The organism is Ferruginibacter paludis, from assembly GCF_030409685.1.
Classification (GTDB): Bacteria; Bacteroidota; Bacteroidia; order Chitinophagales; family Chitinophagaceae; genus Ferruginibacter; species Ferruginibacter paludis.
The window spans coordinates 299,844-324,749 of sequence record NZ_JAUFQJ010000006.1; the positions used below are offsets into that span (position 1 = coordinate 299,844).

A 24,906-nucleotide genomic window follows, 5' to 3' on the forward strand; every position below is an offset into this window, starting at 1 on the left:
ATTTTCGGGGCTTTACAAATTATAAGTCGTTTAGAAAAAATCAATATTTAAATATCTTACCGCCCGCCATCACCTGTTGGGTTGCTTCATCAAAAACAGCTTTTTGCCCTGTATGAATTGCGGCGTTGGTCATGATGTTGGCAATGGAATGGGCATACCCTGCTTCCACCGGTGCATTGGGTTGTTTGCGGCTGAGTACACACTCCATCCAGTTACGCATGTGCGCTGTGGTAAGTGAATCCCCGCCTGTATTGGCGGAGGCTACTACTGCGACATTTTCTGTTACCAGGTTCATTTCTGGCAGCAGATTGGGCTGCATATTCATTTCATCTGCAAACCTTTTTTCCAGGCCACCGCGTGGTGAAATTTTATTGGTGATCAGGTTCATCTCGCCGCCATTGGAATAATACATTTCCGCCGGGTTTTCATCGCCATTGTGCATACGGCTGCTAAAGGTAACCTGGAAGCCCGAAGTAGCGTCATTCAACGGGCCATAATCAAAAACAGCCGTTGTGGTATCCCAGTTACGGCGGCCATCTTTCCACTGATAAATGCCCCCATTGGCCACCACACTTCTTGGGTGCGGCAAGCCGGAAAACCAATGTACGGTATCAATCTGGTGGCTCATCCACTGGCCGGGCATGCCTGATGAATATGGCCAGAATAACCGAAACTCAAGGTACTTTCTCGGGTCCCAGGCTTCAAACGGCCTGTTGATTAAAAAGCGTGTCCAGTCCGTATCTTCTTCCCTTATTTTTTGCACCAGCGCGGGTCTTCTCCAACGGCCCGGCTGATTAACATTCCAGGTAAGTTCAACCATGGTAATGGGCCCGAATTTTCCCTGTTGCACAAAATCAGCGGCGGCTTTATAATTGGCGCCACTGCGTCTTTGCGATCCTATCTGCACAATTTTGTTCGCCGCTTTTACCGCCTTTAATGTGGCGATGGCATCGTCCATTGTTTCTGCAAAGGGTTTTTCAGTATAGGTGTCGCAACCTGCTTTTACAGCTTCAATGGTATGTGTGGCATGCTGAAAATCGGCTGTGCTGATAATGACTGCATCAACAGATTTACTCGCGTATAAGGCGTCATTATTGACGAATTGTTTTACATCGTGCCCCATTTTTTGAGCCAGGTAACTGCTGCCATCTTCCCGGCGCATTTTCCAAATGTCCGATACTGCAACAATATCGAAATTCAGTGCTTTATAATTATTCATAAAAGCGGGCAACAAAGAGCTCCGGAAACGGTCGCTAAAACCAACAACACCAATTTGTACGCGATCGTTGGCGCCTAAAATACGGGCATAGCTTTTTGCGTTAAATGCAAGCGATCCAAGGTAAACACCCGCCGCCGCTTTGGTTGACTGCGTTATAAAATCTCTTCTTGAAGGCATGATTGGTTACAGTTTTATTTATGAAGAAATAATTTCTGATGTCTGATTTTTTGATGCTGACGGCTGATTTCTTTATATCTGAAGTGTCATCTTAACGCCATCATTTTTTACTTTTAACTTTTGCCTTTCCGCCAATTGAACTTTGACAATTGCCCATTGACCTTACCTCAGTTCCTGAATCTTTATGCTCCTGTAACTCACAGCATCTCCATGATCCTGCAATAAAATATGTCCTTTGTCTGCCATTCCGAAGTTGGGCCATTGCGCATATTTGCTTCTTGCTACCAACGCATAATAATAGCCCGTCCCCCGTTGGTATTCCAGCACCTTCCATCCATTGAGCCAATGCTCAATGCGGTTATCCGGATATACTACAATCATTCCCCTGTTCCATTCGCCAATGGGCCTTCTTGCCCTAGGTTCTCTTGAAGAAGGTATCAGATCGTACAGCGAAGCAAGGGTGCGGTTACCGACAACACCCAGTTTAGCATCGGGGTGTTTTGCATCATCCAGCACCTGGTATTCCAGGCCAATGGCCGAACCCTGGTTATTTTCATTTTCCGTAACAAAATATTTTACGCCGCTGTTGGCACCTTCAGTTAGTTTAAATTCAAACTGGCAAATGAATGCACCATATAATTTATCTGTAACGATGTCGCCTCCATTGGCAGCTTCGGCACCGGCCGAAGGCAATACGCTTAATACATTGTTCTTTATCTCCCAACCTTTTTCTGGAAATTTATCCTTGTGAGCACCTCTCCAGCCATTGGTGGTTTTACCATCCCACAACATGGATACGCCATTTCTTTTTTCCGCTTCTGAAAGATTATTGGGAATTAAATTGACAACAAAGATGTTATTGTAGGGAGAGGGTTTGAGATTGTCTGTCTGTATCCGCAAATTGCGCCAGCGTATTTGCCTGCCTTCATCTGCTTTATCGTTGATGGCATGTACCTGTAATGCGATAAAACCCTTTGGCGTCATATCATCTATCACATATGCTGCAGGTGTCCCGTTCAACCAGGTTCTGATGCTGGTACCAATACATTCAATGCGGGCATGGTTCCACTGGGTTTGCTTAAACGCAGGTTTGGCAGCAGGATTTAAATCGAGCGGGTATAACCAGTCACGGCGGCCTTCATCATACACACCGCCACTCCATTTGCGTTTGCTGGGATCAATTTCATACTGGTAACCATGCACTCTTCCTTCTTTATAATCAGCTGTACTTTCGCTGCGAAACTGCACACCTGAATTCATGGTGCTGTCCACTTTGAAATCAAACTCCAGGATAAAATCCCCATAGTCTTTTTCTGTTGCTAAAAAAGAATTGGGCTCATTCAACACAGTCGTACCAATAATTTCACCATTGCTGGTGGTATATTTTGCTTTGCCATTTAACTGTTTCCAGCCCGACAAATCTTTACCATTAAAAAGATTTTTCCATTGATTGTTTTGTGCGGCGCCCGTTAAGGCAGAGGCGAGTAAAAATGAAATCAAACAACTTTTAATCATGCAGCGATCGTTAAAAAATAAAGAAAGAGTTAAGCCAATTAAAGGCATTCTTCAATTGTTTTTCAAGTTAATTAATTCCGGCAAATCCGTAATCATTTTTTTTAAGAAGTACGAAATACGGGGAGAAGGAAATGGTACCTGGTAGTCAATAAACAACAATGGCCCGTTTTAAACGACGGGCCATTATTTGATAGCATAAATTATTATAGTGCCGGTAGTACAGGCCCATATTGTAACTGACCACCGTTATTGTATTTGTTGGGAAATAATATATCCTGCGCAGTTTCATAACCTTCATCGGCTATTTTTGTAAGCATACGCCTGTCTTTCACTTTTTTTGCAAGGGTGACTACAATTGCCGCAACACCAACTACTGCTAATGCCGCCACTATCTTAGAAGTATTTTTCATGATCTCAATTTTAGTAAAGGTAAAAAACGAACACAATATAAATTTACAAAATCAGAAAATTTTAATCATCTTAACATCACAGCTAATCAAACAACCGGTGGAAGATGCTGTAACAATTTTTTAATTTTTATAAATTTATAAAAATGTCTTGATAGCTTTCGCTCCATTATAAGCGTGTTAAGCAGTACGAGCTTTTGAAACAAATGAAAGAATAGTTTTACTTTGTGCCCCCACAACCAAATTCGCGGGGATATTTATATCAAATCAATGTTTGTTATGTCAAGAAAAAAAAGTGAAAATATATTCCTCTCCATGCGCCCTGTGCACCGGATTGTAATCAGCCTGTTGTTTGCTGCAATGACTTTTTTAATAACGCGGGAAAGCAATTTAAATGCCATGATCGTCGGCATGATTATGTGGGATGCTTTTGCTTTGAGTTATGTTATACTTAGCTGGATTGTTTTTTTTAAAAGTTCAGTAACCCATATTTCAACACTTGCCCAAAAGGATGATGGCAGCAGGATATTTGTTTTTATTGTAGTAGTTATTGCCTCCTTTGCAAGCATGCTCACTGTTTTATTATTAGTTATTTCAAAAGAAAACGCCGGCGCATCTACCATCATTTATCTTCCAGTAATTATTGCAGGCATATTGCTTTCATGGATACTGGTGCATACCACATTTTGTTTTCACTATGCACATTTATTTTATAATGTAGATGATGTTATAAAGCCCACAAAAGGTGGTCTTGAGTTTCCGAAAGAACAGCACCCGGACTACCTTGATTTTGCCTATTTTTCTTTTGTGGTTGGGATGACTTTCCAGGTATCCGATGTTGAAATCAGTTCAAGGATAATACGGCGTGTAGCACTTGTGCATGGCCTGATTTCATTTTTGCTTAACACGTTTGTCGTAGCGCTTACTATCAATTTAATTGCAGGATTAAAAAATTAATACCATTTGATTATTATGATATCGAAAGACCCTTTGCACGGCAAAACACTGGAAGCAATCCTCACCGAATTGGTAGCCCGTTATGGTTGGGAAAAACTGGGGCAGCACATCAGGATCAACTGTTTTATTAAAGATCCGTCTATCAAATCGAGCCTTACTTTTTTACGTAAAACTCCATGGGCAAGAAAAAAAACAGAAACTCTTTACATTGAATTGACAGATAAAAAATAAACTCATCCTAAGGTTTACACCACGGGCGAACCATATTTCCGGTTTAAGTCTGTTATACTGCTAATAAAAAACCCATATATGCATGAAAATGGGTTGGACATCATATTACACACTTCCTAAAATCCTTTACTGTTACGGGTTTCATCAATTATACCCAACATTAACCAACATTAAAGTAGTATTAAGTTAGCTTTTTTTACAAATAAACTCACACTACTTTTACCATATCAAAAAAATCCGTAGGCTGATAAAGCCTCACCACTGTCACCCAACATTGCCTGCCGTACGAAGAAAAAATAGTACGTACGTTATTTTCCACGATCGCCGCTGTTAATGAAAATTAAATACCATTTAATTATTTATTAAACTTTAAAACACTAATCATGAAAAATTCAACCATCTCTTTGCGCATTTTTGCAATTGCATTAACCGCATTATTCAGTACTGCATTTACCAATGCCGCACACGCAACAGACACAGCTCCCGTATCAGTAAAATATGTAGGAACTTTAAACAGCATTCCTGTTTTCCAGTTGTCATTCACCAATGAACAACCGGAAACGTATGAAATTACAGTTACTGAAAGCAACAATGTTATTTACACGGAGAAAATAACCGGTAAAGAACTGGTACGTAAATTTCAATTTGTAAATGACGGATCTGATGAAGATGTACTGAAGGTTTCCATCAAAAATGTAACTACAAAAAAAGTAATCACTTATAAAATAAACCCTTCTACCAACATTGAGGTGGAAAAAGAGTTAGTAGCAAGCTTGTAGTTTGCACATGCTGAATAAACCTGGCAAAGTGCCGGGTTTATTCAGTTTGTTTTATAAAAGAAAATAAGGTTTCCCAGTATTGATCTTTATAAGAATACTATTTTTATTATCCACGCTTACTGGTGATCTGTTTTTTGCAACAGGCATAAAAAAAGCAGGCATTCAACCTGCTTTTAAAATAAAATTTTAGTCTTTATAAAACACTGCCGTTATTATTCGGAACATCGTTACCACCCACTGCTTCGTAACTTACATTGTTATTGGCGTCGGTTATTTCCTGGTAATATGTACCTGAAGGTGAAAGATAAAATTTTTGCTGGTTGATTGTTACCACTTTGCTGTTTGCAGGTAATTGCGTCAACCTTTCCGGCGCTGTTTCTTGTGCCGATGGATCGGGTGCATTTGCCGGCGGAGCATAATCATTTTGATTGTTGTCCTGATTTTGTGGTGCAGCCTGGTTATCTTCCGGCTCAATCGTATTGATTACACCATCAGTACCAACTACCACATATTGTATCTTATTATTTGAAGTCAATTCTTCCTGGTAATAAGTCCCTCCCAGTTCATAATACTTTTGACCATTGATTACAGTAGCTTTTGCGCCTGTTGGCAAATGTTTTACAGTTGCACCCAACGGTGGTTCTACTACTTCATAACCTCCATCGCTGTAAGGGCGGTAGTAAATACCATCGTAATAATAGTAAGGGTTACTTCCAATGTAAAAAGGATAATATCCAAAAGGAAGAATGCTTAGGCGAAATCCAAATGATGGTCCAAAATGTGCAAAACCGTAAGACCGGTAAATAGGACGATACCTGTAAGACGGGAAATAATTATTATAGTAGCCGCGGCCATAATTATAAGAAGGCCGGTAGCCGTACGATGGACGATAAGTGTACATATTGCCGCCACGGTAAATACCACCACCGCGATAACCACGGTAATTGTTATTATAATTTCCTCCTCCTCTATATACAGACCCACCCTGGTAACCTCTCGAATTAACGGAACCGCGATCGTAAAAGCCGCCACCGCCCCTGCCTTCAGACCTGCCACCTCCTCCCCGGTCTCCGCCTCTGCCACGCTGGGCAGATACAGCTGAAGTAAAAACAATTGCAGCACCTGTTACAAGCAGTACACGACACAAATTTTTAATGTTGTTCATAAAAAGGTTTTTATTATAGATACTAAAAATAATCCAAAGTTAATTTGGTTTTAAGATATTTGAAAGCTTTAACATTTCGATTTTCAGAGCTTTTGAATTATCAAATAATATTTAATGTCCTATAAAAATTTGCCCTTATCTAGCAACTACCCTGCGGTAACATCGGCGTGATTTTTTAAAATAAAAAGAATACAAACCATACAAAAACTTTTGTTGTATAATTTGTATTCTTAGCTTTTTGCTTTATATAAGGATACAAAGCTTTTATCATATTAACGCCTGCATGCTTTATTTCTTCCCTGCTGTTATAATTAAAGACTTATTTATATAGTCGATCCGTTCTTTAAGCGCAAACTCCTGTTCTTTCTATGTAAATGTCCCCTCTTTTTAAGATGATCAAGTTTCGTAACCAGGTTAGTTTTTGAGACCAAAATCTACTATATATTAATACTGCCTTCCTGTGCATCTACCAACGTTTTACCCGTAGCGACCGAAGCAATCATTTTAAAAAAGTTAATCATCCTGTTACCTTCTGTATCCCAGTAATAAGCGCTGGTGGGAGTTACTTTTAAAATAGAAATATTGGGATCATCCTTTCCTTCCGTAAACCAGGTTTTAACCAACGGCGACCATAGTTCATCCACCTTTTGCCTGTCAACCTGTATTTCTGCCTCACCATTCACTACGACATAACTGCTTTTGGCCGGATGGCTGTAAAACAGCTGTACCCTTTTATCGGTTTTGATTTCCCTGTTTTTATCACTGTTGATATCACTAAAGAACCACAAGTTACCTTCCTCATCTACCTCCTGTGTGCTCATGGGCCGGGTGGTAGCACCATCGCCTGTTTTAAGGTTGGTACAAAAAAGGCAAATATCAATATTTTCTATTAATTCTTTTAACTTATCAATTGCTTCCGCAGAGGCTAAATTTTTTGTGCTCATAACTATTTCTTTTGAAGTGAATAATATTTAAGGGGATGAAAAATTCATGCCACCTCATTACAATGGCGTTTGTTTAACAGTGATGTAACCAGGCAGGCTAAATTCTCTACACCAGTAAATACCAGCGATAAAAGAGGAATATATTTCCCCAAGCAGGACAAGAACATGCGCAGCATTTCAAGGCTGTTACCCGGCTGCGCCTATTGTTAAAAGGACCACAATTTGAATTGAATATGCAATGGGCCGGCAAACTACAATTTGTGTAACGGCATATAACCAAGATGCAATTCATCATCCGGTAAACCGGCCTGCGGGGTTAAAGTAATACTGTATTTGTTTTTAATTTCAGTGGGTAAAATATCTTTTATTTCAAACACGTCATCCACATCAACGGCATATTTATCATCCACATGTGACGGCGCTCCCTTAAAACCCGTATGCCTGTAAAAGGCAGTTGCCTTTGCTTTGCTGATTGCTTCCGCTTTACCTGTTGCCGCAACAATCATTTTATAATGAAACTCTTCAAATTCATTTCGCTTATAGCCACCGAGATTTATAAAAAATAACCTGGCACCACTAACATGCTTTGCTGAATCAAACAATGACACATCTACTGCATAACCATCCACTGAAGTCACTTCCCGCCAGGCATCCAGGTGAATTGTATTTTTCGCAGCCGGCCAAAAGTTTTCAATACCTGCAATCAGATCTTTCACCGCGCCGCCAATGCCAAAAAATACATCGTGCTGTTCCGTGTGTCTTCCGGCAGGCCGGCATCCCACCAGCACCATCATCAATTTTAAGTCATTCATTTTATAAAAATAAATTTTACGTGTGGTGCAAACCAATATTCGCCTGGTGTTAGAAAAAATTACAGTGAAGAATCCCTGACTACCGCCGGCGGCCATTTTGAAGTTACATCAACATAATAAAAAACAGGCGAAGGCATCTGTTGAGATATCCTCCGCCTGTGTATTTTGCTACTCCGCCTGTAATAACAACAAATATTATTTTACCTCATTCACCTCCAGCAACACACTGGCTCTTCCCAAATGCACATCCGGATTGATGCCCACGGTCATTAAAAAATTGCCGGAATAAACAGTGGATGGTTGTATGGAAGAGCTTGTTCCGGGATAAACATTAATTTCCTTTACGGTATATTTTTTTGCAGCATCCAGTCCTTTCAACTGAACGGGTAATGGTGTGGCGCTTGGCATAAACCGGGTGTTGACAAGATAGTTGAATACAATGGCCCGGCTTTTATCTGTATTTGAAAACATCAGCGATGCAATGGGATTTTTATTTGGATTTACAAGACGATATAAATCCCCGTGCCAAACAAGATCGCTGATGGACCGGTAGTTCGTAACCGCCTGCTGGCTGAATTGTAAGTCTTTTTCATTGAGTTTATCAACGACGATATCATACCCCATTTTGCCCATCATTGCCACATCTGTCCTGAATTTAAGAGGTAGCTTACTCCAGTCTGTTATATGGTTACAACTTGCAATGGCCGGGTAAAAATAACTGTACTCCCATTGAATAAAAATGCGTTCCACCGGGTCGGTATTGTCGCTGGGCCAGTATTCTGTAAAATACTGCAGGGCGCCATAATCAACACGGCCACCACCACCACTGCACAACATCATTGGCACCGTTGGATATTTTGCACGCAATCTTTCCAGTACCTTATACAAACCTTTTACATAATCAACGTACAACTGCGATTGTGGCAAACCTGCCTTTTGCAGATACGCGGAATGCGCATTGTAAATTACCGCATTGCAATCCCATTTTATAAATGCGAGCGTTGGATTTTTTGTGAATAAAGTATCCAGTACGCCATATACAAAATTTTGAACTGCAGGATTTGAAAGATCCAGCACCAGCTGGTGACGGTAATATTTTTCAGGACGATCGATTTCGCGTATTACCCAATCTTTGTGCTTCTCGTACAACTCACTTTTAGGGCTTACCATTTCCGGTTCTACCCAAATGCCAAATTTTACGCCTGCAGCAGTCGCTTCTTTTACCAGGTAGCCGATGCCATGCGGCAGCTTCTTCTTATTCTCCTGCCAGTCGCCCAAACCCGCTGTGTCGGCGTTTCTTGGATACTTGTTTGCGAACCAGCCGTCATCCAGCAAAAACATATCAACGCCTAACTTTTTGGCGCCTTTAAATAAACCTACGAGCTTGTTTTCATCAAAATCAAAATAGGTCGCCTCCCAGTTGTTTAGCAAAGTAAGCCTGGAACCCTCCCCATCAAGCAACCTGTATTTTGTTGCCCAGTGATGCAGGTTGCGGCTGGCTTCGCCTTTGCCGTTGTTTGAAAAAGTATAGATAAACCCGGGCGTTGTAAATTCCTGCCCTGCCGCCAACTGATATTCGGAAGCATAAGGATTGATGCCTGCAATTAGCCGTAGGTTATTATAATTATCAACTTCAAAATCCAGTTTAAAATTTCCCGACCAGGCCAGTTGACCCAGCAAAACTTTTCCTTCATCTTCGGTAGCGGGTTTATCAAACGACACCATGAACGCAGACGGCTCCAGCAGGTTTGCTCTTGTTCCCAACTTGCTGTCAATTGATTTTATGCCATGCGACAAATGATCTTCCTCTGGTTTCATTTCGTTGCCCCAGGTACCGTTGTAATGCGTGAGGTAAAAATCGTTGCCCATTAAATACAAATTTGCCGAAGCGTATTTCTGCATGTGGATGGCTTTCTTTTCCCCGTTTTTTATTACGCTCCATTGTTCCACCACGTTCTCTTTATAATAGGTTTTATAATAGAGGGTCACTTCGTTCGCATATAAAGGGTCTTTCAGCAAAACGCTTGTCAGGTTTACGTTTGCGTCTATTTTTTTCGTTTCGCTGCTAACATATTTTAAGTCGAGCGACATGTTGCCGTCAGCATGCGTTATCTGTACAGCCGGTTCGATCAGGTTCCATGTGCCAGCCGGAGTGTAACAGGAATTATAAGTTGGTGCATTGTCACTTTTTAAATTATACTGGCTGGGTATGCCCTCATATTCTGTAGTGTTTGCAAGTTTGCTTCCAAAGTAAATTACACCGAGGCGGCCTTCATTATCGGTCTGTAACACCATCGCATTTTTTTCTGTTTCAACGGGGATGGTTACAGTGGTTTGGGCTAAGGAGATACTGGTTGTAACAAATAATAAAAGCAATGTTGACCAGGCGACAGTACTACTATTAAACTTCTTTGGCGTCGCACTCTTGTACGGTATTAATTTTGTTGAACGATCGGATAAATGTTGATGAAACCATTCTTTATCTGTCATTTTTTTTGTTGGCATAACCGATGTTATTTTTAGTATTGCAATTTCAATTTACGTGTTGCAATGTATCTCATTATTACTACTTTTCAATAGCTGCAATAAGAAAGAATTCAGGTTTGCTTTAACACAATAGAATTTTGTTTATCGCTCTATTTTTATTGTACTTTTATAAAAACAACCCTGATTTTCATCTTGGCTATATACTTACGCATAATGTTAACGCCCAGCCTGGTAAAAAGGATAAACTGCTGAATAGCGGTTGACTTTACATGTAGTGGCGAGGAACTGCGGATGCATTGTATGATTTTACCACATCAGCTATGTAATACAAACGATATTCATAGCATGGGATATTTTTTATTTGTCCGGTTTAATTTTAAAACACTTTAAAGAGTCATTGTTAACTGCTGCTAAAACAAATTGGTGCTGATTTCTATTCGCAAATAGTTTTAAATTTTTCATATCACCGCTTACAATAAATCCGCTTTGTGTTGGTTTTACAGATCTAAACCCACCCCTTCCATCACCTTTTAAAAACTGGCCATAAGACGCATCGTAACGACCTGTGGAACTTTCGGTTTGATATTCGTTACCGCCGAGCAGTAAATCAATATTACCATCGTGGTCTAAATCATTTGCAACAATGGCATTTACAGGTGCAAACTGTGCTTCAAGCGGCAGTTGGTGCATTTTAAAATGACTGTTTCCAAGATTCTCAATCCACACAGTAGCGGTTGTTTCACATTTCAATACCAGCATATCTTTCTGATCAAAGATTTTAAACAACTCATCCATATTGATCACAGCATAGTCTTTATTCAAAAGATATTTCTTTTTTATGTACAGTACTTCTTCAGCAAACTGCGTTCTGTCAATAGCTGGAAAAAGCTCGTACAATCCTTTATCATTTTTTATGTAGTAGGCAGGAATAATATCTATTGATCCATTGGCATCTAAATCTTTTGCATACAACATCATCGGTCTTTCATGTGAGGCGTGGTACTTATTGTTGAGCCCCATATTGCCTGCGATAAAATCCAAGTCGCCATCTTTGTCAATATCAGCAGCCTGTAATGAACGCCACAGACCATTTGTGTTTGCAAGACCGGTATTCTCAGTAACCTCCTGTAACTTATTATTGATGTTTTTAAAGAACCGCACTGGCATCCATTCACCACATATTACAAGATCTGGTTTTTTATCGTCGTCCATATCCGACCAAACGGCACCGGTTATCATGCCAGGTTTTTCCAGTGCCGGGCAAACTTCTTTTGTAACATCGGTAAATTTACCCGCATTGTTTTGAAGTATATAGCTGTGTGGAGATAAAGGATACAGCTCAGCTAAAATACGGCCGCCAATAAAAATATCCATGTCACCATCTGCATCATAATCCGCTACTGCAATTACCTGTGAGATGCCATTAACCCCCGCAGGTATGGCATCTTCCTCCAATAAAAATTTACCATGCCCATCATTTTTATATAACTGGGGCCGGTTAGAAGTTGTACTGTTGCCAAACTCCAGGCTGCCTTCTGTAACAAGCAGATCAAGGTCTTTATCACCATCTGCATCAAAGAATACAGCACTGGCATCTTCCATCATTTTTCCTGTCAGCAACAAAGGGCTGGAAGAAAACGTACCATTATTGTTTTGAATAAATATTTTGCCAGACTGATATTTGCCCCCACCCACAAAAAAATCTGAAAGCCCATCTCCATTCACATCTCCAGTAGCCAAAGCTGGTCCTAACTGAGAATATTTTTGCGGCAGCAAACGCTGATTGGCATAATCAAAAAATGATAGTTCATTGTGCTTAAACTGAATATTCTGTTCTTTTGAAACATCTGCAAAAAGCGTTGGCAATGCTATGCTGTATGCAGGCAGTTGCTCCTGGGCATCTTTATAATCGATAGTAAGTGTCTGATTTGTTTTGATGTGTTTCAGCAACTGCACTTTGCTATCAGGCCAAACAATTTTTAATGAATCAATTTCGGTTGCCTTACCTGCACCAAAGTGAAGCCTGTTATCCACGGAAGACATATAACCTCTTACAGGGTACTGCTCCAGAAATTGCACTGTTCCATTGGCATAAAGGGTTGCTTTTGCACCTATGCCTGACTTGTTTAGTTCGCTTCCTTTTAGCTGAAGGGTAAGAAAATTATTGGTGCTGTCTTTAACTGTTTTCCTGATTTCATTTTTCCAGATAAAGGCTGGTTGGTTCATATTATTAGTTACCATGTCTAAATCGCCATCATTATCTAAATCTGCATACACTGCTCCATGAGAAATAGAAGGCACATCGATGCCGGCAGCTTCTGTTAGGTTACTAAAAGTAAGATCTCCGTTATTACGATAGAAATAGTTGTTTATTTTTATGCTCCCGTAATTTTCCAATTCCTTTCGTACTGATTGATTGTTATCAGTATTGACTGGCGGGCTGGTATTGCTTAAACTTCCATTTTTTTGTCCATTTTTGAAAAACAAGAAATCACTATTGGTCACATCTTTTGCAAGTCCATTGGTAATATGTATATCCTTCCATCCATCGTTGTCAAAATCTGCCATTAATATACTCCAGCTCCAGTCTGTTTCTGAAATTCCGGAGAGTTGGCCGATCTCACTGAAAAAAGGTTGTTTGCTGTTGTTAAATGTTGTGTTACCATTGTTTAATTGCAGCATGTTCCGGATAAATTCTGGTTGATAACCACCCGTGGTTGTTGCCATTTCATATTGCTCGGGATTGCTACCGGAAAACATCGTTTTCTTTCTATAATTAGTTTCGGGCTGCATATCAAGCACGGCCATATCCGGTAGCGCATCATTATTGATATCCGCAGCATCCGCACCCATGCTATTAAAACTCTGATGACGTATTGAGTTGGAAATGCAGTTGGTGAAACTGCCGTTTTTATTATTCAGCCATAACAGGTCGTTGCTTACAAAATCGTTGGCAACATATATATCAGGCCAGCCATCATTATTAAAATCACTGATTGATAAGCCAAGACCATATCCCATTTCCATTATGCCTGCCTGCTCAGATACATCTTTAAAAACAGGATGATTTTTGCCTGGCGGAGTACCTTCATTTCTATACAATTTATCAGCAGCAACAAAAGAAGTCTTTCCATCCTGCATTATATTGTTGGGCTCCCTTTGAAATGCCTTATGATTCATCAGATACATATCAAGATCCCCATCTTTGTCGTAATCAAAGAAAGCGGCCTGGGTTGAAAAGCCGGGATCATCTAACCCATACTCTCTGGCTTCTTCATCAAACTTCAAATTGCCCTTGTTGATAAAGAGAAGATTTTTCCTTTGTTCCGGATTGTGTGCATGTGATACACAAACATATATGTCAATCAGTCCGTCATTATTGATGTCAACGACACTAACCCCTGTGCACCATTCATCTGTTTTCAACCCTGCACGTTCTGTTACATCTTCAAATTCAAAATTTCCTTTATTGATATAGAGTTTACTGCTAACCTGCCCCCCTGCAAAAAAAAGATCCTGCAGCCCATCATTGTTGAAATCTCCGGCACCAACACCAGCGCCAATATAGATGTACTGATCAATCAAAAAATTGACAGCATCATTTTCGGTGAGCTTGTTGTTGAAATCAATATTGGTGTGCGATGCGTTCATTAGAGTAAAATGAAAATCATCCGTGCCAGCTTTTTTAGTGCCGCAACTATACAATACAAAAGATAATAGTGCTGCAAAAACTGGTGTAGATAATTTCATAATAATGGAAGCTCGGTTTTGCGGGATCGTTAAACAATAGCAATTGATATTTGAAATAGTTTTAGTACCATTTTACTAAAACTATCATTTTAATATTGAGTTTTTTTAGAGGCCTCATCTAACACTATTTGAATCTGCTGTTGCATTGCAACCAATAGCTATCGCCCTCAGACGCAAGGAACAATCAGAAATTACCAGATCCCCCGGCATTAATTATATTAAAATAGATTTGCCCAATTACTGATTAGTTAATTTCTTTAGAACCAGCTCCCCTACTTTTGTTCCCTGTTGTAAACCATTGGTAATGGCATCCATGAAATGGATACCCCCGTAAAACCTTGATATAGCAGCCTCTTCAGCTGCCTGGTGAAATGATTCAAAATTTCTTGCTGGCAATCCATAGGCAACTTCCACGCTGTCCCTGTAAGCAAAATGATCTCCAAAATAATGCGTCAGGATTACAGAAGATGCAGCAGAAGCTACGGAGTGCCCGCTCAGGTATTCGGGAAAAGGCGGGGTTTGCAATAACGGTTCCCATGTTGGGTCAATCAATTTTCTGATGGCAGTTTCCGGTCTTACCCGGTTGCTACGGTATTTTTCATCCCAGCAACAGATAAAAGCATCCATCAGGCCGATTGATACGCTTGTATACACCTGCAGTGTTTCTTCAAAACTCTTTTTTGCCCTGGCACATGCAATGCCTGAAATGCCCAGCCAATGTGCTCCCGGTGATATCTTTTTTATGCCATACATAAGATGGCCTCCATCCTGCACGGCAAAGGGATTGCAATCCCAAAAAGATGCTATTACACGGTGATCTTCCGGTAAAATATTTTTCTCTTTATAAACAGCTTCTGCCAAAGCATAGAAGGGAGATCCTTTTACGCCGCTATATGCTACCGGCTGTAATGGTTTAAACTGGCTGGCCGAGTCCAATGCAAATGGCCGCACTGTATTAAAGTAAGGTTCTACCGCTCCCATAAATGCCGGAGGTGTTGGATACCAATACCCGTCTCCTTTAGCAGGCGTATACCTTGATAAATTGCTGATTTTATTATACCCGTCTGCCTTTGCATAAGCCAGTATTTGCTGACTCACAGACATGGCATAATTTGTTGAATTGGTAATAACAGCTTCATCGATGCCTGTTTTACGGCATGAATCAAGGAAATCTTTTTCAAAGGCCGCCAGCAGTGGGCCGGATGGCTGCAGCTTTTTGGCAGTTTCCATCATTGCGATCAACGCACTTAATTGATTTGAATAAGGCTGCACAGGCACCGCCTTTTTTATAACGGGATACCCGTTTAATTTGCCGTACATCGATTTGAATGAGGGATTATATTGCGATACAACCTCGTAGCCAGCAAGACAGGTATACGAAAAAAAACGGGCAGCCAACGGCGGATTGGTAATATCCTGGATCATAATATCCGTCATGGTGGTAATAATCTTGGCCTGATCGTTACTGCTAAAAACAGGTTGTTTTTTTTGAGTACAGGAGGGCAGAAAGGCAATTAAAACCACAACGATAAATAAAAGAGGATTTAAAAAACGGTGCTTTTTTTTATAGAATAAATTCACAAATTGTTTTTTCATATTCAATCATTATAATAATACAATAAACCGGGTATTCAACATTGTTTGTTTATCAACTTACCTTGGCTGATATGCCTTTACCGGCTGCTGGTTGATGCCGAACAACAAAGTGTTGTTGATACTGAGTACACTCCTAACATCTCCCCAGATATGAAACCCGGACTGTTGCTGGCTGATATAATTAAAATGCCCTTTTCCATCTCCTTTCAGCAATACGCCATAGTTGGCATCGTACTTACCAAAGCGTATGCGGGCCTGGTTGATATTTCCGCATAACAATAAATCCTGTTTGCCGTCTTTATCATAATCGATTGCATTGATTGTAAAGACGGGTGAGAACTGGGCCTGGATGGGGAGAGCCATTTTATGAAATTTACCATCTGCTCCGCCTTCAAAATAAGCCGTAGCAAGATCATTTGCCTTAAGATGTTTTGCATCTTTCAATTCATCTGCAGAAAAAATATCCTTCAAAGTTGTATTAGCATAAGATTTGTAATCGGTAAATCTTGGGCGCATGATACTCATTTGTTCCAGCAATTCATCGCGGGTTACATAAGGATAAGATTTGTGCTGAATAGAAAAGCAAAGTATAGGATCTACTGATCCGTTGTTGTCAAAATCTTTATAAAACATTTCAGCGGGTTCAGCATCACTTACTTTACACTGCGTGTTTAAACCCATATTGCCAATTACCAAATCGGGTATGCTATCGCCGTTTAAATCTGTTACCAGCAATTTGTTCCACCAGCCACTATATTCCTTATCGAAATAGGTAGTTGTTTTATTTTCCAACTTTCCGTTTGCATTTATAAAAACAGTCACCGGCATCCATTCACCCACAACAATCAGGTCCATTTTTTTGTCATGGTTAATGTCCAGCCAGGCCGCATCCGTTATCATGCCGACATTTTTTAATTGCGGTGCAAGTGCATCAATTTTATCTGTAAAGTTTCCTTTGCCATCGTTGATCAGCAAATAGCTTTGTGGTGTTTCCGGGTATTGACCAGGGATATCCCTGCCACCTACAAAAAGATCTATAAAGCCATCGCCGTTTACATCCGCTGCACGTACGCAACTCTTACTACCCTTCATTTCCGGTAATGCATTACCGGCTTTTGTGAAGTTTCCTTTTCCATCATTCAGGTAAAGTCGGTCCTGCAATAAAGCATCACCCGCTGTGTAATTATGATACCCGCCGGCTGCAACATATAAATCCTTAAAGCCATCATTATTCACATCAACAAACAATGCGTCTGCATCTTCACCCAAACTATCAGCTGCAAATACCGACGGCAATTTTTGAGTAAACTGTCCGCCTTTTTGCTGGATATAAAGTGCTCCCGGCTTTCCACTTCCTCCGCCTGCAAATATATCTTCCAGGCCATCGCCGTTTACATCTCCCTTAACCATACAGGGACCATTAAACGATAAGGGATTTACCAACAGTGTCTGCCGTTTAAAATCGTTGATCTGATTTGTTGCATTGACATATTTTACAGGACTGTTAACTTCTTTAAATATTGGCTTTACTGGTGCCGGTATTTTATAATGCAGTGTTGCATCAATCTCTTTTAGGGTAAGCAGCTGGTCTGCCTTCACATTGGTCAGCAGTTGCTCTTTACCGCCAAGCCAAACAATGCGCAGCGAGTCAATCAGCGTTTCTTTGCCTAATCCAAAATGCAATACAGGCGACACCGTAGATTGAAATCCACGGGCTGGCATTTGCTCCAGGTACTGCTTGTTGTTTTTTTGATAAATGGTTACGGTTGCGCCGTAGCCATCGGTGTTTTTATCTGCACCGGTTAATTTAATTTGCAGATAGTGATTCTGCGTTTGCTTCTCGCCGTTATTGCGATAGATAAAAGCAGGCGTATTAATGTTGTTTACGATCAGGTCAAGATCACCGTCATTATCAAGGTCTGCATAGGCAGCACCATTACTACTGGAAGGCACGGTCAAGCCCCACTGTTTACCTGCATCACTAAAGGTTAAATCGCCTTTGTTTTGAAATGTATAATTAATGACGTTAGAGGATGACATTTTACTGATAATATCCAATACTTCTTCTTTTTTCAGCCGTCCTTTTTTTTGAATAAAATCGTATTTGTATTTCAAAAAATCCATGTTGGTAAAATCCCTCAGGTAGCCGTTGCTGACATACAAATCTTTCCAGCCATCATTGTCAAGATCTGCAAATAAGGGAGCCCAGCTCCAGTCGGTATTGGATACACCTGCTAACTGGCCTATCTCGCTAAAGGTACCATCCCCATTATTTAACTGCAGCATATTGCGCATGTACTGGTGATGAAATCCCCTGCGCAAGCCCAGCTCAAATTTTTCATAATTGTCAGGAGAGAATAATAGTTTCTGCCGCATGTTATCTTCCGGCAACATGTCAAGCGTGAAAATATCCGGAAGCCCGTCGTTGTTGATATCGCATACACTGTTGCCCATCGAAAACAAACTGATATGCCCCATGGCGGAAATAAGCTGATCAGTGAAAGTGCCATTTTTATTATTAATGTACAGGTAGTCCGGTACTCCGTAATCGTTGGAAATATAAAGGTCGGGCCACCCATCTAAATTAATATCGGCAATGCCCGCGCCAAGTCCGTAACTAAGCGCTGAACTGCTCAATCCGGCTTGCGTGGTGATATCCACAAAATGGTTGTTATCATTTTTAAACAGCTTTACACCGGTGTTATTATCTCTTTTTGCAAGTATGGCTGCGGTGCTGGTTTCATCCAGCAAGGGTAAGTTGTCGGGATTATGACTTAACAAAAACATGTCCAAATCGCCATCGCGGTCATAATCAAAAAAGTAAGCCTGGGTACTGTAACCGGTATCTGCCAGGCCAAATTGTGCAGCTTGTTCTGCAAATTTCGGACTGCCACTTGCATCGTTACCGGTATTGATAAACAGTTGATTGGCCCTTTTAAAAGAGGGCATTTTGCCAGAATAACAAACATAGATATCCGTTTTGCCATCTCCATTTACATCCGCCATTGTTACACCTGTTTTCCAGGGACCGGGCCTTGACTGTGCGTTGGCAGCAACTGTAATATCCTGGAACTGCAAGCCGCCTTTGTTGAGGTATAATTTATTATCACCAAGATTACTTGAAAAGTAGATATCCTGCAGACCGTCATTGTTAACGTCACCAACAGCAACACCACCACCGTTGTAAAAATACTCGTAGAGCAGTACGTTGGTGTTTAAGCCTTCTGTAAGCTGGTTGGTGAAATCAACATGTGTATTTTCAGGCGGTAATAAACTAAAAAGATGAGCCGAATCGGAACCAGCAGTTGCGGTGGAAGTTTCATTATTGCGGCAGGCATTTATCATCAATGCAAGTGAGGCAATGATGCAGGTTCTAATAATATTTGCGTTCAATTGGACTGGTATTTTAATTTAAAAAATCAACAAAAGTGTAGCTTCAAAAATAGCTTTTATTTTGCACTATGCAGCGACAAACCAGCATAAAATAGAAGCTGATAAAAAATTACTGGCAGTTAAAAACAGCATGATTATAATATGAAAGTAGGCATCTTTTTATATGTTTATATCATTACCGGATTTATTAACGACGGATTAATTTTAATCCCCGCCAATTGCAGCAGCTTTTCGTAAAATGCAAGCGACTTATCTGATTAATATATAAAAAAACTGCGCCGGTTGTTCGCCGGCGCAGTTAAATTAAAGGCATTAATTACTAATTATAGCCCGGGTTTTGAATAAGCTTGCTGTTCTTGTTCATCTCATCCAGTTTTATTGGAGGGAAATAAACCTTATCATTCCAGCTTCGGTTTTCAACACCGGATTCAATTTCCTGAATATGGTAGTTATAATTATAATTGTCTTTACTGTAGCGGTAAGTTGTGACAGTTTTACCCGGTTTTAGTGTTCCGGTAATCACCATAATTTTTACTTTTTGGCCAAAGTGTTCCGGTGCTATCATCCAGCGTCTCGCATCAAAAAACCGCTGGTCTTCCGCAAACATTTCAATATTGCGCTCATTGCGATAAGCATCCACTAACGCACTACCAGTTGCGGTAACAGCAGGCATCCCGGCCCTGAAACGTATCTTGTTTAGCCACGCTGTTGCTGTGGCTTCGTCGCCTGTTTCCAAACAAGCTTCGATGTAATTAAATACAACCTCTGTGTACCTGATAAGAATAGTAGGAATTTCCTCCTTTTGGTTCATATCAACAATAGCTGGATTAGGATCCATCATTTTCCTGATTACATACCCTGTTCTCGTTCCATTCCAGTTTTCAATAGAACTGTTCCGGGTATCCAATCCAAAATAGCCAGCCGTTGTTCCACCGCCTGTTCCTGTTTGATAGGTACCAAATTGCATCTCACCGAACGGATCGATTGCAGCACCATCAGTTGTACGGGGTTTCCATGGAGCACCATCGTAAAAAATAGACGCGTAAAAACGGGGATCTCTGTTCTCATAAGGAGCAGCAGCTTCAGCCGGCTTATTCCAATCAAACTTGGTACCGTCCATCATTTCATAACTGTCAACAAATTTTTGCGTAGGTTCTGTAGACGACCATCCATGATAACCATTGGGCATGTTGTTTCTCGGAAACCATGCGCCCCAATCATCCGTTGCAGCATTTATATACCATTTAGCAAAAATGGCGTCTTTTTCACCGCCGCCTTTTCCCAAATAAACATTCTGGTAATCAGCGATTGCACTTTCTTTGGATTGTGGTGCAGTAAGGTCAAGATTATAACCAAGGCCACCTAAGTCCAACACAGCTTTAGATGCTGCTTTTGCAGCCAGCCAACGTGCATTTTGATCTCCGCTGACATAGCCTAGTAATTCTGGATTAGAAAAGCCATTAATTACTGCAGACTTTGCTTTTGCAGTGGGCATATCATGTAAATCACTTGCTGCGTATGTTAGCACTCTTGATTTAAGTGCCATGGCTGCTGCTTTGGTAGCACGGCCCAGAGCAAGAGACTTGCCATTCAGTAATAATGCTGCTGAATCCGCGTCGCTTACTATTGAATTCACACATTCCTCGTATGTATTTCTTGGAATCGTAAAGTCAGAACTTGTTAAAGAATAAGTAGATTTAATAAGTGGAACTGCTCCATAGTAACGAAGCAACTGGTTGTAATAATAAGCACGCAGGAAATAAGTCTCTCCTTTTAAGCGGGCAACCATGTCTGCATCAAATGGAGCAGTTGCAAGATTTTCCAGTGCCAGGTTGGCGGCTCTGATTCTTGAATACATATTTCCCCATTCCATAGTGCCAAGTACACCTCCGGTGTTGGACGGACTAATTGCGGATTCCATGATGTCCTGCCTTCCGAAATTGAACAGGCAGTTATCAGTTTGGTTATCCAGGCTGTTTTGTTGCAAGGTACCTTCCTGGATACCGTTATAGATATCTGTAACAAACATTTCCGAAAGAGCTGCATCCGTCCAGGTTGATGCTGCCGCTGCCTTATCCAGCGGCGCTGTATTCAAGAAATCCTTATTACATGATGTAACCAGGATCACTGCACACAGCGGTATTAATATTGTCTTTATTGTTTTTTTCATTTCTGTAAATTTAGAAGGTTAGGTTTACGCCTGTGTTGATGATTTTTGACTGCGGATAATAGTGTCCGTCGCTGTTTTGAGATTCCGGATCGTAAATTTTCTCCTTAGACCAGGTAGCCATGTTTAGACCGTTTACATATACCCTGAAACGGCTGATGCCCAGTTTTTTTCCAATTCTGGAAGAAAGTGTATACCCTACTTCAAAGTTTTTAAGGCGCACATAGTTGGTGCTTACCATATAAAAAGTATTACGGTTGGAAAAATACTGGTTGTTTCTGTCAACTGTACGTGGATATACTGAACTTGGATTGTCAAGGGTCCAGCGATGATCGTATGTGTCCTGAAGATAGTTACCTATTGTACCAGTTTCTGTTTGTATAAACAACTGAGCACCGGTTGAAGCCTGGAACAATACATTCAAATCAAAATCCTTATACTGTAATCCGATTGTTAAACCTCCCTGAAAAGTAGGGGTCTGGTTTTTATCACTTCTTACCCTGTCATTCCCGTCAATTTTTCCATCACCATTCACATCTTTGAATTTCATACTGCCTGGGAACAGCTTGCCTGCACCGCCTACACCACTATAATCAAGGGTATTGGCATCAACATCTTTCTGATCTTTAAATATGCCATCATACTGATAAAGTAACTGGTCATCGGGATTGTTTACATCTGTAGGCATCGGCTTTCCGGTAGATAATTGGTAAGCTGGTCTTCCTGGAGTTTCATCCCAGAAAGCAATTTTATTTTTAGCATAACCTCCATTGATACCAACGTTATAACGAAGGTCACCGATGGCATTGTTATAACCTACTTTAAATTCCCATCCTTTGTTATCCACTTTACCAATGTTTTCCGCTGGTAATGTCAAACCAGTACTCTGCGGAATGGAAGCATTTCTTCTCCACAAAATTTGTGAACGGTGGTTTTGGAATACATCCAGTTCAACAGTTAATTTATTATTTAAAAAACTTGCATCTAGACCAAGATTGTAATTATTGGCAACTTCCCATGTAAGGTTGGTGTTGGGAACACCGTTTTCATGCAATGTTTGGACAACCTGGTTTCCTGCTGTATAGCTGCCGTATGCATAAGTTGGCAAGTAATCGTATTCTCTCAGTACACCACCGAAATAAACCTGGTCATTACCCAACTGGCCCCAAGAACCACGTAATTTTAACGAATTGACAAAATTTACATTGTCTTTGAAAAAACTTTCTTCTGAAATTCTCCAGCCTGCTGTTACGCCAGGAAAGAAGCCCCAGCGCTTCGCTTCCGGAAACATATAAGAACCGTCTTTACGCCACAGGAACTCAGCAAGGTATTTTTCCTTATAGTTATAGCCAACCCTTCCGAAATAGTTCAAACGGGCACGCTCATAAGCAGCGCCACCAGTCTGCTGGTTAGTCAAACCTCCGGCAAATAATTGATCAATCGCCGTCGACGCATAATATTGACGGTAGGCATTAAAATAATTACCGTTGATCGTTTCTTTGGTTACGCCTGCCAATACGGTGATAGCATGGTTTCCAAAAGTATGATCGTAAGATCCTATTGCTTCCAGCATTATATTTAACTGGTCGGTTGATCCTTGGTTAAGGGTAGCCTGGGTAGCAGGCCCCTTTTTAACAGCAGTCATAATTGGTGTAACTCCATCTGCTTCAAATCCACTCCAGTTATAGATATACCAGGGTTTTACCCATGTTTTAGTCTGCTGTATATATTTGTCCAGAGAAGCATTCAGCGTAAATTTCAAACCCTTTACCCATGGATTGGTTATTTCAATCTTACCATTGGTTTGATAATAATAACGCGTGTCTTTATCATATCCTGTTTGATTGGTTGTAATAACCACAGGCTGTTCACCATTTTCAATATCTGGTGCAGCCTGGCCGTTTGGCCAAATGGCATTCTTAGTGGGATAGCCTCTCATCAGCATACGAAAAATCGATCCCGCCCCTTTTGTTGGGAAGAAACGATTTTCCTGGCGTGCTACAATACCCAATGAAGTATTGATGTATTTATTTACTTTGGCATCCAGATTAATACGCATATCGTACTGCTTGTAGCCGGTAGCAGAATTTTTGTAATAACCGTCCTGGTGATCGTAACCCAATGAAGCGAGGTATTTTACATTCTCCGATCCACCGGTTAATTGCATGTTGTCTTTATTTTGAGATGACCATGGTTTCAGCACCGCTTTAAACCAGTCTGTATTTGGATGGCCCCATGGATCTGAACCGTCAGCATACTTTGCGATATCAGCAGTAGGAAAAGGCGCAAATGATGTGGCAGGTTTGCCCGCATCATCCAGATAATCAAAACTACCCTTCGTTTTATAGTCAGCAGCCGCAGCGGCCCATAAAGATGGTTTCAATTTATACAGCTCAATTTCGTTTGCCATAGTTGCATATTCCACCGCATTCGTCATTTTTGGCAACACTGTGGGAGCAGCCCAGCCCTGGTTATGACTGTATGAAAGTTCCGGCTTGCCGGTTTTACCACGCTTAGTGGTAATCAAAATAACACCATTGGCAGCCCTTGCACCATAAATGGCTGCAGACGCATCCTTCAGAATTGACATACTTTCAATGTCCATCGGATTCAAACGATCGATACCACCTGCACGGGCAGGTACGCCATCAATAACGATTAAAGCGTCGTTATTACCAAGGGTGTTTGATCCACGGATACGGATGGTTGATCCATCGTAACCAGGTTCACCACTTGCATTAACGGCCACTACACCTGGCAGACGGCCAGCAATGGAGTTGGTAAGGTTGGTTGCAGGTGACTTCGCAAGATCAGTTCCTTTCACCACTGCAACAGCACCGGTAAGCGTTACTTTCTTTTGAGAAGCGTAACCAACCACAACTACTTCATTCAGGTTGCTGGTACTAACTTTTAAACTAACATTAAAATTAGTTTTCGTTCCTACCTGTAATTCCTGCGATTCAAAACCTGTATTGCTGATTACCAGCACTGATTTTGAGTTAGGTACATCAATGGCAAATGCCCCGCTGGCATCTGTTGTTGTACCGGTTTTAGCTCCTCTTACCGTAACACTCGCGTTGGCGGCCGGATTTCCTTTGTCGTCGTTTACGATACCTGTTACATGCACTTTCTGTTGTGCCTGTACCCCAATACCGAGCAACAAAATTAAGGATGCAAGGATAGTTTGTTTGAAGAGGCTCCTAAGCGAGTACTCTGATGGGCTTAGGCTGCCTGAGCAAAACGCATTGGTTTGTTTTTTCATGATGGCAATTGTTTTTGGTTAATAAAAAATCGTTGATCTAAATTG

15 protein-coding genes are annotated in these 24,906 nt (G+C 40.9%); 3 read left to right on the forward strand and 12 right to left on the reverse strand.

Features of this window, described 5'->3' with window-relative positions; genetic code table 11:
* Positions 1–40: 40 nt before the first annotated feature.
* The 3 genes from QWZ08_RS11795 to QWZ08_RS11805 form a co-directional block, all read right to left on the reverse strand.
* The gene (locus tag QWZ08_RS11795; protein ID WP_290337616.1) at positions 41–1,396 is read right to left on the reverse strand and encodes a Gfo/Idh/MocA family protein; all 1,356 of its coding nucleotides are present in this window, start codon (positions 1,394–1,396) and stop codon (positions 41–43) included.
* Between the two features lie 162 nt (positions 1,397–1,558).
* Positions 1,559–2,911, reverse strand: coding sequence for a 3-keto-disaccharide hydrolase (locus QWZ08_RS11800; protein ID WP_290337617.1), 1,353 nt, complete (start codon positions 2,909–2,911; stop codon positions 1,559–1,561).
* Between the two features lie 203 nt (positions 2,912–3,114).
* Positions 3,115–3,321 carry a hypothetical protein gene (locus tag QWZ08_RS11805; protein ID WP_290337618.1) on the reverse strand — a complete coding sequence of 69 codons (207 nt, stop codon included), beginning with the start codon at positions 3,319–3,321 and terminating at the stop codon, positions 3,115–3,117.
* Between the two features lie 276 nt (positions 3,322–3,597).
* Here QWZ08_RS11805 and QWZ08_RS11810 point away from each other — a divergent pair, with 276 nt between their 5' ends.
* From QWZ08_RS11810 to QWZ08_RS11820, 3 genes are all read left to right on the forward strand, one after another.
* The gene (locus QWZ08_RS11810) at positions 3,598–4,275 is read left to right on the forward strand and encodes a DUF1345 domain-containing protein (RefSeq protein ID WP_290337619.1); all 678 of its coding nucleotides are present in this window, start codon (positions 3,598–3,600) and stop codon (positions 4,273–4,275) included.
* A gap of 15 nt (positions 4,276–4,290) precedes the next feature.
* Entirely contained in the window at positions 4,291–4,506 is a 216-nt protein-coding gene (locus QWZ08_RS11815) for a VF530 family protein (RefSeq protein WP_290337620.1), read from the forward strand.
* 383 nt (positions 4,507–4,889) lie between these two features.
* Complete coding sequence (locus tag QWZ08_RS11820; protein WP_290337621.1) at positions 4,890–5,285, forward strand: hypothetical protein; 396 nt, start codon at positions 4,890–4,892, stop codon at positions 5,283–5,285.
* A 193-nt stretch (positions 5,286–5,478) separates the two neighbouring features.
* Here the strand turns inward: QWZ08_RS11820 and QWZ08_RS11825 are convergent, their stop codons facing one another.
* The 9 genes from QWZ08_RS11825 to QWZ08_RS11865 form a co-directional block, all read right to left on the reverse strand.
* Positions 5,479–6,450: a DUF6515 family protein gene (locus QWZ08_RS11825; RefSeq protein WP_290337622.1), complete on the reverse strand. Its 972-nt coding sequence runs from the start codon at positions 6,448–6,450 to the stop codon at positions 5,479–5,481.
* A 437-nt stretch (positions 6,451–6,887) separates the two neighbouring features.
* Positions 6,888–7,394 (reverse strand): pyridoxamine 5'-phosphate oxidase family protein, encoded by a 507-nt coding sequence (locus QWZ08_RS11830; protein ID WP_290337623.1) that lies wholly within the window; start codon positions 7,392–7,394, stop codon positions 6,888–6,890.
* Between the two features lie 251 nt (positions 7,395–7,645).
* Positions 7,646–8,206, reverse strand: a complete 561-nt coding sequence (locus tag QWZ08_RS11835; protein ID WP_290337624.1) for a DUF1543 domain-containing protein — start codon at positions 8,204–8,206, stop codon at positions 7,646–7,648.
* Positions 8,207–8,401: 195 nt separating this feature from the next.
* On the reverse strand, positions 8,402–10,711 hold the full coding sequence (locus tag QWZ08_RS11840) for an alpha-galactosidase (RefSeq protein ID WP_290337625.1): 2,310 nt from the start codon (positions 10,709–10,711) through the stop codon (positions 8,402–8,404).
* A gap of 339 nt (positions 10,712–11,050) precedes the next feature.
* Positions 11,051–14,443 (reverse strand): VCBS repeat-containing protein, encoded by a 3,393-nt coding sequence (locus QWZ08_RS11845; protein ID WP_290337626.1) that lies wholly within the window; start codon positions 14,441–14,443, stop codon positions 11,051–11,053.
* Positions 14,444–14,680: 237 nt separating this feature from the next.
* On the reverse strand, positions 14,681–16,039 hold the full coding sequence (locus QWZ08_RS11850; RefSeq protein WP_290337627.1) for a vanadium-dependent haloperoxidase: 1,359 nt from the start codon (positions 16,037–16,039) through the stop codon (positions 14,681–14,683).
* 57 nt (positions 16,040–16,096) lie between these two features.
* Positions 16,097–19,432, reverse strand: a complete 3,336-nt coding sequence (locus QWZ08_RS11855; protein WP_290337628.1) for a VCBS repeat-containing protein — start codon at positions 19,430–19,432, stop codon at positions 16,097–16,099.
* Between the two features lie 319 nt (positions 19,433–19,751).
* Positions 19,752–21,602 (reverse strand): RagB/SusD family nutrient uptake outer membrane protein, encoded by a 1,851-nt coding sequence (locus QWZ08_RS11860; RefSeq protein WP_290337629.1) that lies wholly within the window; start codon positions 21,600–21,602, stop codon positions 19,752–19,754.
* Positions 21,603–21,612: 10 nt separating this feature from the next.
* Positions 21,613–24,861 (reverse strand): SusC/RagA family TonB-linked outer membrane protein, encoded by a 3,249-nt coding sequence (locus QWZ08_RS11865; RefSeq protein WP_290337630.1) that lies wholly within the window; start codon positions 24,859–24,861, stop codon positions 21,613–21,615.
* Positions 24,862–24,906: the final 45 nt, after the last annotated feature.